Raw genomic sequence first — 17,192 nt, 5'->3', positions numbered from 1 at the left:
TTTGCTTTTACGGTCGCGGTGATTTTGTCCGCATTGCTTGTCATATTCAAAACAAGTCCACATATGAATGGGAATAAGAAAAAAGGTTTGGGACAGGAGGTGCTCCATGTCTTTTCAGCCGGTTCTTCAAGTTCTTCCGCTTTCCCTCCGTGAGGTGATCCGGGCGCTTCCTTCTCCGGTATTGGAGTGTTTGGAAGAAGTCAGAGTCCGCCAGGAGAGGCCGCTGGAAATCGTCACCAATGAAGAGTCGTGGTTTGTCAGCAGGTCTTCGCGCCTTTCCAAACAGCCGCACGATGCCATGATTCCGAACAAGGAAGATTGTCTGAATCTCTTAAATCTGATCAGCAACCATTCTTTGTACACCATGGATGAAGAGTTAAGGCAGGGATATGTGACAGTGGAAGGCGGGCATCGGATCGGACTGGTCGGAAAGGTGATTGTGGAGGGAGGGAAAGTCAAATATCTCCGCGACATCACCGGTTTTAATGTCCGGATCGCCCGGCAGGTTCCCGGCGTGGCAGATCCGTTGCTCCCTTATATGTTTCATCACAAAAAAGCGGAAAACGTTTTGATTGTGTCTCCTCCCCAATGCGGGAAGACCACACTGATCCGTGACCTTGCCCGCCGGGCCAGTGAAGGGAGCACGTTGTTTCCGGCATTCAAAGTCGGCATTGTGGATGAACGGTCGGAAATAGCCGGTTGTGTGGCAGGGATCCCCCAGCATGATGTCGGTCCCCGGACGGATGTGTTGGACGGGTGCCCGAAAGCGGAAGGAATGATGATGATGATCCGCTCGATGTCACCGGATATCCTGGTGGTGGATGAGATCGGGCGAAAGGCGGACAGCGATGCCATCCATGAAGCGATTTATGCGGGGGTTCACATCTTTGCCACGGTTCACGGGCAATCCATCAAGGAGATCGCCGCGCGTCCGGTGTTGAAGGAACTTTTGCAGGAAAAGGTTTTCACCCGGATTGTCTTGTTAAGCAGGAGAAAAGGCCCCGGAACGGTGGAAGGCGTTTTTAATCAATTTTTTGAGCGGCTGGATACAAGGCAAAGGGCAGGAAGGCCGGGAACGTTATGTTGAAAGTTTTGGGGGCGGTTTTGATCCTCATGGCGACGTCAAAGCTTGGGTTTGACTCGGCCCGGCAACTCCGGAAGCGTCCGCGGCAAATACAAGAACTCCGCTCCGGTTTGGCAATTTTAAAAACCGAGATCAATTATGGGACAAGGCCGCTCGCCGAGGCATTCGAACGCATTGCCGAAGCGGCAAGCGGCGAATTAAAGCCGGTCTTCCTTGAAGCGGGCCGGAATTTAAAATCTTCGGATGGCAAATCCACCTATGAATGCTTGAAAAAGGCCATTGAGGATAAGTGGAAAAAAACCGTGATGGGGGAAGAGGAGAAAGGCATCGTCCTTAAACTGTGTCAAGTGTTGGGCAGTTCCAACCGGTCGGATCAATTGCATCACTTGGATTTGGCGCAAGAAAACTTGCAAATGGAAGAAAACAAAGCCCGGGAAGAACAAGAAACCTATGAAAAAATGGTGAAAACACTCGGAGTATTGTCTGGAGCCCTTCTGGTGATTTTGATGTTTTAAACTTGGATGAAGGGGTGGTGCTGGCTTTATGCCTTACCATTTGGATTCGGTATTCCAGATTGCGGGGATCGGAATCATCGTGGCCATGATTCACACGGTGTTAAAACAAATGGGCAAGGAAGATTTCGCTCATTGGGTGACCTTGTTTGGTTTTGTCGTCGTTTTGTTTATGGTTGCAATGTTGCTTCAGGATTTGTTTCAAACCATTAAAAATGTCTTTTTGTTTCGTACTTGATGGGAGGCGATCCGCTTGGAAATCATCCAGGTGGCGGGCCTTGGCCTCATCACCACATTCCTTGTCCTGGCCGTAAAAGAACAAAGCCCCGTTTTTGCATTCTCATTGGCGCTGTTTGTCGGCGTGGTTATTTTTATCTTCCTGGCAACCAAAATCGGGGAAGTGATCGGCATCTTGAAGGATCTGGCGCATCTGGCCAAGGTGAATGATCTGTTCTTGGAAACCATCTTGAAAATCATCGGAATTGCTTACATTGCCGAGTTTGGGGCACAAGTGACAAGGGATGCCGGACAAGATTCCATTGCGTCCAAGATTGAACTGGCAGGAAAAATTTTGATCATGGTGATGGCAATTCCGATCATTACCGTGATGATTGAGACTATTATCCAAATTCTGCCCGCGTAAGGATGAAAGGGAATGAAGAAAAAGATTTTGCTTGGATGGATATTGATTTTGATCACAGGCTTTCCTCTCTTGTCCACTGCTGAAAACGAGGAGGATTCCCGGGTGGTCAATGAAATGATCCGTTCCCGCCTGGATCAGTTGCAAACCGAACAAGTCGAGGATTTTTGGAAACAAATTGCGCAAGATTATGAAAAGTATTTGGGCGGGCAGAGTTCAAAGGATATTTTTGATTGGATTCTTTCGGGGGAAAACAATCTCAGCCTCAAGAACGTGTTAAGCGGTTTGATCCGGTATTTTTTCGATGAAGTCCTGTACAACGGGAAATTGTTGGGCAGCATCATCATCCTTACGGTTTTCAGCATGATTTTGCAAACACTCCAGACAGCGTTTGAACAAAATCAGGTCAGTAAAGTGGCCTATGCCATCGTGTTTATGGTGGTGATCATTTTAGCGGTGAACAGTTTTTATGTCGCCGTCGATTCGGCCAAGCTGGCGATCGGGCGCATGACCGATTTCATGCTGTCTTTGGTTCCGTTGATGATGACGCTGATGGTGACGATGGGCAATGTGGTGTCCGTGTCCCTTTTTCATCCCTTGATTGTTTTTATGATCCACATTATTGGAACGTTGATTTATACCGTTGTTTTTCCGCTGTTGTTTTTTTCGGCAGTGCTTAGCATCGTGAGCAGCATTACGGATAAGTACAAAGTCAATCACTTGGCGGGATTGTTGCGCAAAATCGGAATCACTTTATTGGGAGGGCTGTTGGCCGTCTTTTTAGGGGTGATTTCCATTCAGGGAGCCACCAGTGCGGTGACCGACGGGATTACGCTTCGAACCGCCAAATATATTACGGGGAATTTTGTGCCGGTGGTGGGAAGAACCATATCTGAAGCGGCAGACACCGTCATGAGCGCTTCCTTGCTGGTGAAAAACACCGTGGGGCTTTCCGGGGTGCTGATCCTCCTGTTTATTTGCGCTTTCCCGGCGTTGAAGATACTATCGCTTGCTTTTATCTATAATTTTTCGGCTGCCGTCATGCAACCTTTGGGAAGCAGCCCCATCATCGAAAGTTTAAACACGATCGGCAAGACGCTGATCTATATCTTTGCGTCTTTGGCAACCGTCGGGCTCATGTTTTTTCTCTCCGTAACCATATTGGTAGCGGCCGGTAACATCTCCGCCATGATCAGGTAGGTGAAACAGATGGTCTCCTGGATGAGTGATTGGTTGAAGCAAATTGTCCTCTTGGTTTTGATCGCCACCTTTATTGATTTATTATTGCCGAATAATCGTCTGGACAGATATGTGAAATTGGTGATGGGGCTGCTCATCATTTTGGCGATGTTGTCACCCGTTTTCCAATTGCTCTCGGAAGACCATGATTTAAGATCCTTTGCCTTTCTCAGTTCAAACCCGGCGCTGTCCAGGGAAGTTTCGATGGAAGAAATAAAACAAAAAGGGGAAGCCCTCAAGCAGGAACAACAACAATGGATCCGGCAAGAAGCTGAAGCAAGGATCGGGGAGCAGTTGAAAGACGAATTGCAACAGCGCTTCCAAGCCGAAGTGGAAAAAGCGGATGTGAAATTAAAAATGGACGGAAACGAGCAGGCAATCGAAGGCATCCTGGTGGTCATGCGGCCCCGATCTTCCCCGGCGTCGCAAACGGACCGGTCCATTGAACCCGTTGAAATCAATGTGGGAAAATCCGGCGACATTGCCAAAGAAAAAGATCAGGAAGCGAACCGGAAAAAACTGCAAGGGGATGTGATGCATTATCTTGAAAACCATTGGAATGTACCCAAGGAAAAAATTCATGTGGAAGTGCGGGGGGAGTAGATGTTTGCCGGTTACAGTCATGGTCACCGGGTTTACATAACCATCAAAGACGGAGGTGAAAAGCAAACATGTTCAAAAAGCTTTTCCAAAACACGACAGGGGACGGGGAGAAGTCGAAGCGGTTGGGATGGATCCTGATCTTGGGGGCTTCGGGTGTGGCGATTATGATTCTTTCATCCTTCATCCAAGTGAGAGAAGCTTCGTTGCCGCCGGATAAAAATGATTCTCCCCAAGCGGAAGCCGATGCCAAACCGGCGGCTGTGACCACTTCCGCAAACGATGCCCTCAGCATGGTGGAATACGAGCAGAGGTACGAAAAAGAACTGGAGGAAGTGTTGAGCAAGATCGTGGGGGTGGAAGATGTTTCCGTCATCGTCAACTTGAATTCGACCGTGGAAGAGGTTCTGCAAGTGGATAAAAGAGAATCGCGCCAAGTGACGACAGAAACGGATAAAAACGGCGGGAAACGTTCGGTCACCCAGGACACCGAAGATCAAAAAACCGCCTACTACCGCGGTGAAAACGGGGAGAAGCCCGTGGTGATCAAGAAGTTAAAACCGCAAGTGCGGGGGGTGTTGGTCGTTGCGCGCGGAGTGGAAAACCTGAAGGTGAAAGCAATTGTGATTGAAGCAGTCCAAAGAACGTTGGATGTCCCGGTGCATCGAATTTCTGTATTACCGAAAGGATAAAAAGGAGGAAGTCTGAATGTCGGTGAACAAGCAAACGGTATGGCTGGTGACGATGTTGTCCGTCATGGTCGTTTTGTCTGCCTATTATATCGTGACGGGTCCGGTTGAACCGGCTGAGCAGGTGGCGCAAACCGCCAAGGAAAAACAAGGGGATATCAAAGTGGATATCAAGCCGGTCGATGAACCGTCTTCTTCCGGGGAAAAATCGGCAGAAGTTCTGGAAAATCAGTCCAATGACTTTTTTGTCGGTTATCAGTTGCAACGGAGCACTTTGCGCCAAAAAATGGTTGAAGAATACATGCAAGTGCTGACCAATCCGGAAGCACCCGAGAAGGAAGTGGAAGAGGCCAATCAGAAAATCCAGCAATTGATGAAAATTGACAATCAGGAGACTGTGTTGGAAGAACTGATCCGGAAAGAAGGCTATCAGGATGCCGTGGTCATTACCAATCTTCCACACGTCGATGTGATTGTCCAAAGCGAAAAGCTGGACAAAAAACAAGTGGTGAAATTAATCAGTCTGGTCCGCCAGCATTTGCAAGTCGATCCGCATCATGTGACCGTCGCATACCGTTGAAAAAAAGAAATGATCAAAAAACCGGTTTCAGAAAGGAAACTGGTTTATTTTTTCATACGGGGCATTTGGTAAAACCGGGTCGGTTGTTTTACTATGTATAGAGGTGGTCAAACCACTGAAAATGCGTTATGCTATTAGCGTTATCATGGAATTTGCTTTGGGCAGAATTTAAGGGAGGAAATCAAAGATGAATTTTAAACCGTATGAGATTCGCGAACTGATCCGATTAATTGATGAATCTCAAATCGATGAGTTTGAACTCGAGTTTGAAGGAAACAAAATTTACATGAAAAAGTCCGGCACAAACAGCGGAGTTTCTGCAACGGTCACGACATCCGAACCGGCTGCTCAAGCGGCACCTGTACAAGCTGTCCCGACCCCCAAAGCAGTGGTTCCGGAAACCGTCGCGGCGCCAAAGGAACAGGGGGTTCAGGAACCGGCCCCGCAAGCGGCGGAGGAAGATGATCCGACCTTACATAAAATTGTTTCGCCCATGGTTGGCACCTTTTACCGCGCTCCGGCTCCGGATGCCGATCCTTATGTAAAAGAAGGAGACACCATTCAAAAAGATACAGTGGTGTGCATCGTGGAAGCGATGAAATTGATGAATGAAATTGAAGCGGAAGTAAACGGTACCATTGTGAAAGTGCTGGTGGAAAATGGACAACTGGTGGAATACGGCCAACCTTTGTTCTTGGTGAAAACCACATAACAACGGCCGCGGAAGGAGGATGACAATGTTTAAAAAGCTGTTAATCGCTAACCGCGGTGAAATTGCTGTGCGGATTATTCGTGCCTGCAAGGAACTCGGGATTTCCACGGTGGCTGTTTATTCCGATGCAGACCGGGAAGCATTGCATGTAACGCTGGCGGATGAGGCCTATTGTATCGGTCCGGCTCCAAGCAAAGACAGCTATTTGAATATGACCAACCTGATGAGCACGGCAACGCTGGTCGGAGTGGATGCGATTCACCCGGGATACGGTTTTTTATCTGAGAATGCTGATTTTGCCGAGTTATGCGCTGCTTGCAACATTACTTTTGTGGGCCCTTCGCCGGAAGCGATTCAAAAAATGGGGGATAAGACGACGGCCCGTGACACCATGAAAGAGGCCGGAGTGCCGGTCGTGCCGGGGACCGAGGGAGTGATTGAGGATGTGGATGAGGCCGTGCAGACCGCCAAAGAAATCGGTTTCCCGGTGATTGTGAAAGCAACCGCCGGCGGGGGCGGAAAAGGAATGCGTGTGGTCCATCACGAAGAAGAGCTGAAACGGGCGATTGCACTTGCGCAGAAGGAAGCCGAAGCCAATTTCGGCAATCCGGGTGTTTATTTGGAAAAATACCTGGTGGAACCCCGTCACATTGAGATCCAGGTATTGGCGGACCAGCACGGAAATGTGATTCACCTCGGAGAACGGGATTGTTCGATCCAGCGGCGGTATCAAAAACTGGTGGAAGAAGCACCTTCTCCCGCATTGTCTCCGGAATTGCGGGAAAAGATGGGGGAAGCGGCAGTGAAAGCAGCCCGGTCCGTCCAATATTCGGGAGCCGGCACAGTGGAGTTTCTCCTGGATAAAGAAGGAAACTTCTATTTCATGGAAATGAATACACGTATCCAGGTGGAGCATCCGGTTACCGAGCTGATTACAGGTGTGGATTTGGTGAAAGAGCAAATCCGGATTGCCGCCGGCGAGAAACTTTCGCTTCGTCAGGAAGATGTCCGGATCAACGGTTGGTCGATTGAATGCCGGATCAATGCCGAGCGTCCGGAAAAAGATTTCATGCCTTCACCGGGAACCATCCAATTCTACCTGCAGCCGGGAGGAAACGGAGTGCGGGTGGACAGCGCTTGTTATCAAGGCTTTAAGATTCAGCCGTTCTATGATTCCATGGTGGCAAAGTTGATTGTATGGGGAAAAGATCGCAATGAAGCGATTGAGCGGATGAAACGGGCATTAAATGAATTTGCGATCGACGGAATCCATACAACCATTCCGTTCCACCTGAAACTGATGCAACATCCGAAATTTGCCGAAGGGGATTTTGACATTCTTTTCTTGGAGAAGAATCCATTAAATAAGGAGAGTATGGATCAATGAACGAAATCTACGAGTATGATCAAAATGCGATTGGCAAGATTGAGATTGCGCCGGAAGTGATCCAAATTATTTCGGGGATTGCAGCGGCTTCCGTCGAGGGCGTCATCGGATTGAGCGGGGGAACCGCCGCGAATATCAATCAGTTGTTGGGCCGCAAAAATTTGAAAAAAGGAATTCATGTGGATTTGGGAGAACAATTGGCAGTTGACTTGTCCATTGTGGTACAATATGGTTTCAGTATTCCTGAACTGGGCCGTAAAGTGCAGGAGGAAGTAAAACAAGCCATCGAAAACATGACCGGGCTTCAAGTGGATCAAGTTTCCGTGAAAATCAGCGGCATCAAGATGCCGGCAAACGATTCCGGGGATGAAAATAATGAGCCAAACCCGCCACGTGTGAAATAAGAATGGCTTGTGCAGTTTTTTGGTTAAAATAAAGTGGGAAGATCGAAGACCGGGCTGAATGGCTCGGGCTTCTTTTTGGGGGATTGTTGATGAGCAGAAGAGAGATCAGGGAAAAAGTGATTCAAACATTGTATGAGTGTGAATTTCGCCCGGATGAGCGGGAGGAAATCGTGTCTGTGCGCAGTACCGAACTCGCGGGGGAAGAGCGCTCGCATTTTTTGCATTTAACGGAAGGGGTTTTGCAAAATGCTTCCAGTCTGGATGAAGTGTTTCGCCCCTTGTTGAAAAAAGGCTGGTCATTGGAACGGATTCCCACCGTGGATAAAATGATCTTGCGCTTGGCCATATTTGAATTGTCATATGAAAAAGATGTGCCCAAGGCCGTGGTGATCAATGAAGCGGTCGAACTGGCCAAATCTTTTTCCGGCGAAGAATCCGGCCGGTTTATCAACGGGGTTTTGGGAAGAGTGGCAAAAGAAGAAGCCGGGCAAATAACCGAACAATAAATTTGAATAAAGAGGAGAGGGGATGGGTCCTTCCCTCTTTTTTATATATGAAAACGCTTGTATTTTAAGTGTTTGCGGAAGGTCTTTACATCAAAGTATTTAGCATATAAACTGAACATTAATTAATTATTAACCTTTAATGTTAAGGAAGTGAGCGCGTTGTCTTATCAATTGATTGATGGAAAACAAATCGCCAAAGAAATTCGTGCGGAGTTGAAAAAGGAAGTCGGCCAATTAACCGAAGAGGGGTTGAAACCGGGATTGGCCGTCATTCTGGTGGGAAACAACCCGGCATCCGAAACTTATGTGCGGAGTAAAATCCGGGCATCGGAAGAAATCGGCCTCCACTCCCGGTTGATCCGGATGGAGGAAACCGTTCAAGAAGAAGAGTTGTTGAATCAAGTGAAAGAATTGAATGAGGATCCGGCCATTCATGGAATTTTGGTGCAACTTCCCCTACCTGCTCACATCGACCCGGATAAAGTGATTGCAACCATTTCCCCGTCCAAAGATGTGGACGGCTTTTCCCCCGTCAATATGGGAAAGATGATGATCGGACAAAACGGTTTGTTGCCGTGCACCCCTTACGGAATCATGCAATTGTTTAAACGGACGGGAATTTCTCTCGAAGGGAAACATGCGGTTGTGGTTGGAAGAAGCAATATTGTCGGCAAGCCGATGGCCATGTTGTTGCAACAGGCCAATGCCACTGTGACATTGTGCCATTCGAAAACGGTGGATCTGGCTCATCACACCCGCCAGGCGGACGTTCTTGTCGCCGCTGTGGGAAGAGGCGAAATGATTACCAAAGAGTTTGTCAAACCCGGAGCCGTGGTGATTGATGTGGGGATGAACCGGAATGAAGCCGGCAAATTGGTGGGAGACGTGAACTTTGAAGAAGTGGCGCCGGTTTGTTCGGCGATTACTCCGGTGCCGGGCGGCGTCGGCCCGATGACGGTGGCAATGCTGATGAAAAACACCGTCATGGCGGCGAAAAAGCTGTGGCAACGTGCAAATTAAATGAAAAAGAAAGAGGCTTCCTCTGTTGGAGGAGAGCCTCTTTCTTTTATAATGGAAAAGATAAGTGATTTAAAAAGGCAAAGTGAGGGGAAGTTATGTTCCGTGAACCGGAACGCGATGTCTGGTCAGTCACTGACCTGGTGGAATACCTTTATACGTCGCTGAATCTGGATGAAAATTTGAAAAAGATCTGGCTGGAAGGAGAAATTACAAATTTCTCCCAAAACCGGAAAAGCCGCCATATGTATTTCACCATCAAGGATGATCAAGCCGCCATCGATGCGGTCATGTTTGCGGGAAACAACCGCCGTTTGCGCTTTGTGCCCAAAAACGGGGACCGGGTGTTGATCCGCGGGTATGTTTCTTTATACATGAAAAACGGTCATCTGCAGATTTATGTGCAGGATATGCGGCTCAGCGGAACAGGGGATTTGTACATCGCTTTTGAGCGTCTGAAAGAAAAACTTTCGGCGGAAGGACTGTTTGACAAAGAAAAAAAGCCCCTGCCCAAGTTTCCGGGAAAAGTGGGGGTAATTACCTCTGCCAGCGGAGCCGCTGTTCGTGATATTATTGTAACGATTCGCCGGCGCTATCCGATTGCATCCATTCTTTTATATCCGGTTTCGGTTCAAGGGGATGAAGCGGCACGGGAAATCGCCAAAGCCATTGATCACATGAACGAAATGGATGAAGTGGATGTATTGATTGTCGGAAGAGGAGGCGGCTCGTTGGAGGAATTGTGGGCATTCAATGAAGAAGTGGTTGCCCGGAGCATTTATCGTTCCAAATTGCCGGTGGTATCGGCGGTCGGGCACGAAACCGATGTGACCATCAGCGATTTGGTGGCCGATTTACGGGCTCCCACTCCGACGGCAGCTGCGGAGTTTGTGGTCCCCGAGCTGTTGGAGCTGAAAAATCAAACCACTCAGTTAACCCGGCGTTTGATTCAGTCTGAGCAGTCGGTCTTGGATCGGATGAAAGAACGGGTCAAAAACCAAGTCAACCGGGCTGTCTTTCTGGATCCGAAAGCACGCCTCTATCAATACACCCAACGGCTTGATCATTTACAGACGCGGCTGGAAAATGCCATGCAAACATCGCTTGAAAACAAAAAACGGGATTTTTCAGAAGCGAAGTTTCAATTAAAGGCTTGCCATCCGTCGCAAAAATTGTCTAAACTGAGTGAGCAGTTGGCGTTATTGATCAAAGACAGCCGGGCCCTGATGCGTCAGCGGTTGAAAACCGAAAAACAACGCTACCATCATCAACTGGCCCAATTGGATGCACTGAGTCCGTTAAAGGTGATGCAACGCGGATATTCTCTCGTTTACCGACTTCATAAGAATGAACTGATTAAATCCGTCCGGCAAGCGGAGCCCGGGGATTTGATTCAAGTCCGTCTCGCTGACGGGCGGTTGAGATGTCAAGTGTACAGAGCGGAGGAGGAGAACAATGACTGAATCAAAAGATCTGTCCGCATTCGAGTCCCTGCCGTTTGAAGATGCATTGAAACGGCTGGAACAAGTGGTGCAACAGCTGGAAAAAGGCGACACTCCTCTGGAGCAGGCGATTCAGTTGTTTGATGAAGGGATGAAGTTGGCCCATGTCTGCGGAAAAAAGCTGGAATGGGCTGAACATCAGGTCGAGATGCTGGTTAAGGAGAATGGAGAGTGGCTGAAAAAACCGTTTGAAATAGAGGAGGATTTGGAGTAAGTGCAATCCATTACATCATATATCAAGGAACAAGCGGATCGGGTCCACCGGGCTTTGGACCAATATTTGGACCAGATGGACAGCCTGCCCGATGTGTTGCGGCAATCCATGCGGTATTCGCTTTTGGCCGGGGGGAAACGGTTGCGTCCGGTGTTGACGCTGGCCACCGTGGAGTCGCTTGGAAAAGATCCCGAAAAAGCCATGCCATTTGCATGTGCCATTGAAATGATTCATACGTATTCCCTGATTCATGATGACTTGCCGAGCATGGATGACGACGATTACAGACGGGGTAAACTGACCAACCACAAAGTGTTTGGGGAGGCTCAGGCCATTTTGGCCGGGGATGCCCTGTTGACGGAAGCATTCGGTTTAATGGCCGCCGCGGCCAAAAAGGAAGGATTGCCTGCGGAAGTGGCCCTGACGATGATTGAAGAAGGGGCCCGCAGTGCAGGGGCGCGCGGAATGGTCGGAGGCCAGTCGGATGACCTGTTGAGCGAAAACCGGAAGATCAGCTTGGAAGAACTGGAAAGCATCCACAAAAGAAAAACCGGGGATTTGATCGCCTTTTCGGTGCGCATGGGAGCGCATTTTTGCCAGGCTGAATCCTCCGTGCTTGATGCTTTGACGCGTTTTGCTTATCAAATCGGTCTTGCGTATCAAATCCAGGACGATATTTTGGATGTGACCGGCACCACCGAAGTGATTGGAAAACCGGCCGGAAGCGACATCAAATCCAATAAAGCAACTTATCCGTCATTGCTCGGTCTTGAAGAATCCAAAAGAAGACTGAAATTGCTCACGGAGGATGCCAAAAACACGTTGATGGCCCATCCGGGGATTGAACCGTCCCGGTTGTTGGAAATCGCCGATTATTTATTGTCCCGTGATCATTAACGCCAATGTATGATAAAGAGAGAGCCTTGTGCTATAATAAAATATGTTTTCAGCAAGTGGGTCTCTTGAAAAGGGAAAGGGATGCACATCGGGAACCGTCAGATGACAAGCAGGCTGTATTTTGCCGGAAAAGCCTGCTTGATGCGGTACTCGTCCCCAGGGGTACCACTTGCGAGAACCGGGAAAAATACATATCCATCGTTGGAGAAACGATGAACGGCACCGGTCCTTGCGGCCGGCATTTTTCTGAATGGATTCGGGCAAAGGAAAGATGACGGATGTTCAGGATGTCACTGCATTTTTAAAGGGATCAGGACTCATCTGTATCGGATCATATTCATGATGGCAACGATGGCGGAGGAAATCCCGTGAAAGCGGGGATAGGCTGCTGTGAAAAGCGGACTTGACCTTGTGGTGTCGTAATCGCTTCCAACCTCTCTCTTTTTTCGCAGTGATTTTTCGGACCAAAGCCGCTTGTCAATTTCCTTTGCTCATCTTATTATTTTTCAAGTAAGTCATGTAAACCAAAATGAAAAGAAAGCGAAAGCGAGGCGTTTTTCGTGCACCTCGAGCAGATTAATTCGCCAGATGAATTAAAAAAATTACCTGTGGAAGAACTTCCGAAATTGGCGGAGGAAATCCGCCGGTTTCTCATTGAAAGTTTGTCGAAGACCGGAGGACATTTGGCCTCCAATTTGGGTGTGGTGGAACTGACGATTGCCCTTCATTATTTGTTTGACAGTCCCAGAGACAAAATTTTGTGGGATGTCGGCCATCAGGCTTATGTGCATAAAATTTTGACGGGCCGCCGGGAAATGTTTTCCACTTTGCGACAGTACAAAGGGTTGTGCGGTTTTCCGAAGATGAGAGAATCGGAGCATGACTGTTGGGAAACCGGACACAGCAGCACATCCTTGTCTGGGGCGATGGGGATGGTTGCGGCCCGGGATTTGAAAGGGGAAGACTACAAAGTCATCCCGGTGATCGGGGATGGAGCCCTGACTGGCGGCATGGCTTTGGAAGCACTCAACCATATCGGGGAATCCCAAAGCGATATGATCGTCATTTTAAATGACAATGAAATGTCCATCAGCCCGAATGTCGGTGCCATTCACAATCATTTGGCCCGTCTTCGCACAAACAAAAGCTATAACAAGATGAAAGACGAAATCCAGCATCTTTTGAAGAAGATTCCGACCGTCGGCGTGCCTTTCGCCAAAACATTGGAAAGAATAAAAGACAGTTTGAAATATTTGGTGGTATCCGGAGTCTTTTTTGAACATCTGGGCTTTACTTATATCGGGCCGGTAGACGGCCATCAATTGGATGAATTGATGGAAAGCCTGCGTTTGGCCGGCAAGACCAAAGGGCCGGTGTTGGTCCATGTCATCACGAGAAAAGGATACGGGTATAAGCCCGCTGAAGATGATTCCGTTGTGTACCACGGAGTCGGAACGTACAAAATTGAATCCGGTGCTTTTCAAAAGAAAGCAGGAGGTCCTCCGAATTACCCCTCGGTTTTTGGAAAAACCCTGGTGAAGCTGGCTGAAAAAGACGAGCGCATTGTCGCGATCACCCCGGCGATGCTGACCGGTTCCAAATTGGAAGCTTTTCAGAAAAAGTTTCCGCAGCGTTGTTTTGATGTGGGAATCGCGGAACAACATGCCGTCACTTTTGCCGCAGGCCTTGCAACCCAAGGGATGAAACCGGTGCTCGCCATTTATTCCACCTTTTTGCAAAGAGGTTATGATCAACTGGTTCACGACGTTTGCCGGCAGAACCTGAATGTGGTTTTTGCAGTGGATCGGGCCGGATTTGTCGGTGAAGATGGGGAAACCCATCAGGGGATTTATGACATCGGATATATGCGCAGTCAGCCGAACATCGTGATCATGATGCCAAAAGATGAAAATGAATTGCAGCACATGATCCATACGGCCGTCCAATACAACGACGGGCCTGTCGCCGTCCGGTACTCCAAAAGCGCCGGGGTCGGGGTTCCCATGGATGATGAATTGAAGTTGTTGCCCATCGGGAAAGCGGAAGAGGTGAGACCCGGAAAGGATGTTGCCATTTTGGCACTGGGTCCGATGGTTCAAACCTCTTTGGAAGCGGCTGAACAGTTGAAAGAAAAGGGCATTGATGCGCGTGTGATCAACGCCCGGTTTGCCAAGCCGCTGGATACCGGGCTTTTGGATCAGCTGGCTGACGAAAACATCCCGTTGATCACGGTGGAAGAAGCCGCGGTGATTGGCGGTTTCGGCAGTGCCGTGCTGGAATATTACCAGCAAAAAGAAATCGAAATGCCCAAGGTGAAAATTTTGGGGGTTCCGGATATCTACGTGGAACACGGAAGCATCGATGACCAACGGAGAGAAGTCGGATTAACTCCGGAAGGCATTGCCGATACTGTTAACAGATTTTTATCACAAAAAATCCAAAAAGCTTGAGGGTTGAACGTGGAAAAAAAGGAACGCATTGATACTTTACTGGTTCAAAAAGGCCTGTTTGCAAGCCGTGAACAGGCCAAACGATCCATCATGGCCGGACTGGTTTATGTAAATCAGGAACGGATCGAGAAAGCAGGAACCAAAGTCCCGGTGGATGTGTCCATCGAGGTGAAAGGGCAACTTCACCCTTATGTCAGCCGCGGCGGATTAAAGCTGGAAGAAGCGGTGAAAACATTTGGCATTGATTTGAAAAACCGCGTCCTTTTGGATATCGGGGCTTCCACCGGGGGATTTACCGATTGTGCGCTGCAAAACGGTGCAAAACAGGTGTATGCCATTGATGTCGGCTATGGACAACTTGCTTGGAAATTGCGGCAAGACCCGCGGGTGATCGTGATGGAGCGGACGAACTTCCGGTATGTCAAACCGGAACATTTGACAGGGGATATCCCTGACTTTGCCGTGATTGATGTTTCATTTATTTCCTTAAAGCATATCTTTCCCAATTTAAAAGACCTGCTCAGCCGCGGCGGGGAAGTGGTGGCATTGATCAAACCCCAATTTGAAGCTGGCAAAGAAGAAGTCGGCAAAAAAGGGATTGTCAAAGATCCCAAAGTGCACCGGAAAGTTTTGATGAATACCGTGAAGCTGGCCGAATCCCTGAATTACCGGGTGGAAGGAATCACGCCATCCCCGATTCAGGGAGGAGAAGGAAATATTGAATTTCTGGGATATCTCACTTTCCCGAAAACCCGGGAAAGCAACATCGATTGGGAAACCAAGATAAAAGAAGTGGTGGATGAAGCGCACGAGCGGTTTTGATGAATTGAAAAAAGGGTTCACCCGCATGACTTCGAATTAGTAGGTAAAGGAGGGGGGAATGGTGACCCGACCGGGCGATACCCTTGTACTTTTTCTGCTAATCGGAGTCATCTTTTATTTAATTTGGAAAAAGTTATTGGACTTATACCCGAAAAAGGAAGAACCGGATGAAGAGATTGAGGGTGAAGTTCCGGACTTGTTGCGGCAACAAGGATATGAAGTGGTGGGGGAAAAAGAGAGGATTCCGTTTGACATCGATTACGGTGGACGCCAGTATGCCAGCCGGTTGTTCATCGATTATGTCGCCCGCCGCGATGATGCGTGGTATGTTGTGATTGTCGCAAGACCACGCAAACCCATCCGGGAATCCGGAGCCGGATTGAGGGACTTTTTCCTGCCGTATTATTTGTTGTACCGTCCGGATGCCATTTTGTATGTGGACCGCGAGCAGGGAACGATCAAGAAGATCGAATTTGACATACCGGATGTCTCCTTTCAAAAGCAAAAACATGTTTTGTTTTATTTGGCACCGGTGATATTGATCTTGTTCGCCGCTCTGTTTATATTATTATGATTGCAACGTGGTTATTGGGGTGGAAATGGTTGAAAACAATCGGGATTAAAGTAAATCGATCCAAACCGAAAGCTTTTGCGGTTGCAGAGAAAATGAAACGGGAATTGGAAAAAAGAGGGGTTGATGTCTGTTTTGAACCAGATATTGCAGCTGACTTGGGATATCCCGACTTGGGGCTTCCTTTGGAGGAATTCGCCAACCGTGTCGAACTGGTCTTTGTCCTGGGCGGCGACGGAACCTTGTTGGGGGTGGCCAGACAGTTAGCGCGGTATCAAATCCCGATTCTCGGTTTTAATTTGGGAAATCTGGGCTTTTTGTCCGAAGCGGAAACCGGCGGTCTGTCCGAAGCGATTGAACGGGTGCTTTCCGGGGATTATGTGATCGAATGCCGCCTGATGCTTGAAGCGGAAGTCATCCGCAACGGCCGTGTGATTGAAACCGGGGTTGCGCTCAATGATGTGGGGATCGCCAAAGGCTCTTTCGGCCGGATGATCACTTGCACAGCGTATATGGACGGGAATTTTCTCGGAACCTATACAGGTGATGGGGTCATTATCTCCACGCCGACCGGTTCGACTGCCTATTCCTTGTCCTGCGGAGGGCCGATTGTCTATCCGGGAATCCGGGCATTGCTTTTGACGCCGATTTGTTCACATACATTGACTTCCAGACCCATGGTTCTTCCGTCTGAATCGGTCATCGATATCCATGTTTCGGCCGTTCACCGGGAGATGGGCATCACCATCGATGGTCAGATCGGCTATTGTTTGAAGGAAGGAGATATTGTCCGGGTAAAGCGTTATAAGCACTCCGCTTTACTGATCAAATGGCAGGATCGTTCATTTTTTGAGGTGGTACGCCAAAAACTGCAAGGCGAGAGTGTGGATGTTAGCAGGGTAGGTGGAGAACATGAAGGTACAGCGCCATATTAAAATCCGTGAAATCATTTCAAGCAAAGAGATTGAAACACAAGACGATTTGGTCGCGGAATTGAAAAAAGCGGGTTTCAATGTGACACAGGCAACCGTCTCCAGGGACATTAAAGAATTGCATCTGGTGAAAGTTCCGACAGCCAGCGGGGCATATAAATATTCACTTCCCACCGGGGAAAAACGTTTTGATCCGTTAAGAAAATTAAAGCGGACACTTCAGGAATCTTTCGTGAGCATCGATTACAGCGAAAACCTGGTTTTGCTCAAAACCTTGCCCGGTAATGCCCAGGCTGTGGCCGCTTTGTTGGATCATTTGGATTGGGAAGAGATGATGGGAACGATTGCAGGGGATGACACCATATTGATCATTTCCCGGACCAAAGAGCAGGCACCTCAATTAATGCAGCGCTTCTTGGATTTGCTGTAAGGAG

Annotated in this window: 21 protein-coding genes; all 21 read left to right on the top strand. The window is 48.5% G+C overall.

Annotation, left to right across the window (positions count from 1 at the left end; all coding sequences use genetic code 11):
- The first annotated feature begins 106 nt into the window (after positions 1-106).
- The 21 genes from spoIIIAA to ahrC all read left to right on the top strand — a co-directional run bounded on the left by spoIIIAA (position 107) and on the right by ahrC (position 17,188).
- Positions 107-1,087: a stage III sporulation protein AA gene (spoIIIAA, locus tag FA954_RS09035; protein WP_037993875.1), complete on the top strand. Its 981-nt coding sequence runs from the start codon at positions 107-109 to the stop codon at positions 1,085-1,087.
- Entirely contained in the window at positions 1,081-1,599 is a 519-nt protein-coding gene (gene spoIIIAB, locus FA954_RS09030) for a stage III sporulation protein SpoIIIAB (RefSeq protein ID WP_037993873.1), read from the top strand. Before spoIIIAA ends, spoIIIAB begins: the two co-directional genes overlap by 7 nt.
- Before the next feature lie 28 nt (positions 1,600-1,627).
- Positions 1,628-1,834 carry a stage III sporulation protein AC gene (gene spoIIIAC / locus FA954_RS09025; RefSeq protein ID WP_037993870.1) on the top strand — a complete coding sequence of 69 codons (207 nt, stop codon included), beginning with the start codon at positions 1,628-1,630 and terminating at the stop codon, positions 1,832-1,834.
- A 15-nt stretch (positions 1,835-1,849) separates the two neighbouring features.
- Positions 1,850-2,239 carry a stage III sporulation protein AD gene (gene spoIIIAD / locus FA954_RS09020; protein WP_037993867.1) on the top strand — a complete coding sequence of 130 codons (390 nt, stop codon included), beginning with the start codon at positions 1,850-1,852 and terminating at the stop codon, positions 2,237-2,239.
- Positions 2,240-2,251: 12 nt separating this feature from the next.
- Positions 2,252-3,436 carry a stage III sporulation protein AE gene (spoIIIAE, locus tag FA954_RS09015; protein ID WP_037993865.1) on the top strand — a complete coding sequence of 395 codons (1,185 nt, stop codon included), beginning with the start codon at positions 2,252-2,254 and terminating at the stop codon, positions 3,434-3,436.
- A 21-nt stretch (positions 3,437-3,457) separates the two neighbouring features.
- Positions 3,458-4,078 (top strand): stage III sporulation protein AF, encoded by a 621-nt coding sequence (spoIIIAF, locus tag FA954_RS09010; RefSeq protein WP_037993864.1) that lies wholly within the window; start codon positions 3,458-3,460, stop codon positions 4,076-4,078.
- Positions 4,079-4,146: 68 nt separating this feature from the next.
- Positions 4,147-4,767, top strand: a complete 621-nt coding sequence (spoIIIAG, locus tag FA954_RS09005; RefSeq protein WP_037993863.1) for a stage III sporulation protein AG — start codon at positions 4,147-4,149, stop codon at positions 4,765-4,767.
- Positions 4,768-4,783: 16 nt separating this feature from the next.
- Positions 4,784-5,344, top strand: a complete 561-nt coding sequence (locus FA954_RS09000; RefSeq protein ID WP_037993862.1) for a SpoIIIAH-like family protein — start codon at positions 4,784-4,786, stop codon at positions 5,342-5,344.
- Between the two features lie 187 nt (positions 5,345-5,531).
- Complete coding sequence (accB, locus tag FA954_RS08995) at positions 5,532-6,056, top strand: acetyl-CoA carboxylase biotin carboxyl carrier protein (protein WP_037993860.1); 525 nt, start codon at positions 5,532-5,534, stop codon at positions 6,054-6,056.
- Between the two features lie 25 nt (positions 6,057-6,081).
- Positions 6,082-7,443, top strand: coding sequence for an acetyl-CoA carboxylase biotin carboxylase subunit (gene accC / locus FA954_RS08990; RefSeq protein WP_037993858.1), 1,362 nt, complete (start codon positions 6,082-6,084; stop codon positions 7,441-7,443).
- Entirely contained in the window at positions 7,440-7,847 is a 408-nt protein-coding gene (locus tag FA954_RS08985) for an Asp23/Gls24 family envelope stress response protein (protein ID WP_037993857.1), read from the top strand. Before accC ends, FA954_RS08985 begins: the two co-directional genes overlap by 4 nt.
- An 89-nt stretch (positions 7,848-7,936) precedes the next feature.
- Positions 7,937-8,353, top strand: coding sequence for a transcription antitermination factor NusB (gene nusB / locus FA954_RS08980; protein ID WP_037993855.1), 417 nt, complete (start codon positions 7,937-7,939; stop codon positions 8,351-8,353).
- Positions 8,354-8,512: 159 nt separating this feature from the next.
- Positions 8,513-9,373 (top strand): bifunctional methylenetetrahydrofolate dehydrogenase/methenyltetrahydrofolate cyclohydrolase FolD, encoded by an 861-nt coding sequence (gene folD / locus FA954_RS08975; protein ID WP_037993853.1) that lies wholly within the window; start codon positions 8,513-8,515, stop codon positions 9,371-9,373.
- 95 nt (positions 9,374-9,468) lie between these two features.
- Complete coding sequence (gene xseA / locus FA954_RS08970) at positions 9,469-10,833, top strand: exodeoxyribonuclease VII large subunit (protein ID WP_037993851.1); 1,365 nt, start codon at positions 9,469-9,471, stop codon at positions 10,831-10,833.
- Positions 10,826-11,086, top strand: coding sequence for an exodeoxyribonuclease VII small subunit (gene xseB / locus FA954_RS08965; protein ID WP_037993848.1), 261 nt, complete (start codon positions 10,826-10,828; stop codon positions 11,084-11,086). The genes xseA and xseB overlap by 8 nt, the downstream gene beginning before the upstream one ends.
- Entirely contained in the window at positions 11,087-11,983 is an 897-nt protein-coding gene (locus FA954_RS08960) for a polyprenyl synthetase family protein (RefSeq protein ID WP_049719945.1), read from the top strand.
- 560 nt (positions 11,984-12,543) lie between these two features.
- On the top strand, positions 12,544-14,433 hold the full coding sequence (gene dxs, locus FA954_RS08955; protein WP_037993843.1) for a 1-deoxy-D-xylulose-5-phosphate synthase: 1,890 nt from the start codon (positions 12,544-12,546) through the stop codon (positions 14,431-14,433).
- Positions 14,434-14,442: 9 nt separating this feature from the next.
- Positions 14,443-15,255 carry a TlyA family RNA methyltransferase gene (locus tag FA954_RS08950; protein WP_037993838.1) on the top strand — a complete coding sequence of 271 codons (813 nt, stop codon included), beginning with the start codon at positions 14,443-14,445 and terminating at the stop codon, positions 15,253-15,255.
- Positions 15,256-15,313: 58 nt separating this feature from the next.
- A complete protein-coding gene (locus FA954_RS08945; protein WP_052186639.1) occupies positions 15,314-15,829 on the top strand; it encodes a hypothetical protein in 516 nt (171 codons plus the stop codon).
- A 29-nt stretch (positions 15,830-15,858) separates the two neighbouring features.
- Positions 15,859-16,761 (top strand): NAD(+)/NADH kinase, encoded by a 903-nt coding sequence (locus FA954_RS08940; protein WP_049719947.1) that lies wholly within the window; start codon positions 15,859-15,861, stop codon positions 16,759-16,761.
- Complete coding sequence (gene ahrC, locus FA954_RS08935) at positions 16,739-17,188, top strand: transcriptional regulator AhrC/ArgR (protein ID WP_138615024.1); 450 nt, start codon at positions 16,739-16,741, stop codon at positions 17,186-17,188. Before FA954_RS08940 ends, ahrC begins: the two co-directional genes overlap by 23 nt.
- Positions 17,189-17,192: the final 4 nt, after the last annotated feature.

The organism is Thermoactinomyces vulgaris (assembly GCF_005886755.1).
GTDB classification, from domain to species: domain Bacteria; phylum Bacillota; class Bacilli; order Thermoactinomycetales; family Thermoactinomycetaceae; genus Thermoactinomyces; species Thermoactinomyces vulgaris.
The sequence above is the reverse complement of the archived record's forward strand: the minus strand, read 5'-3'. Positions and strand labels throughout refer to the sequence as shown.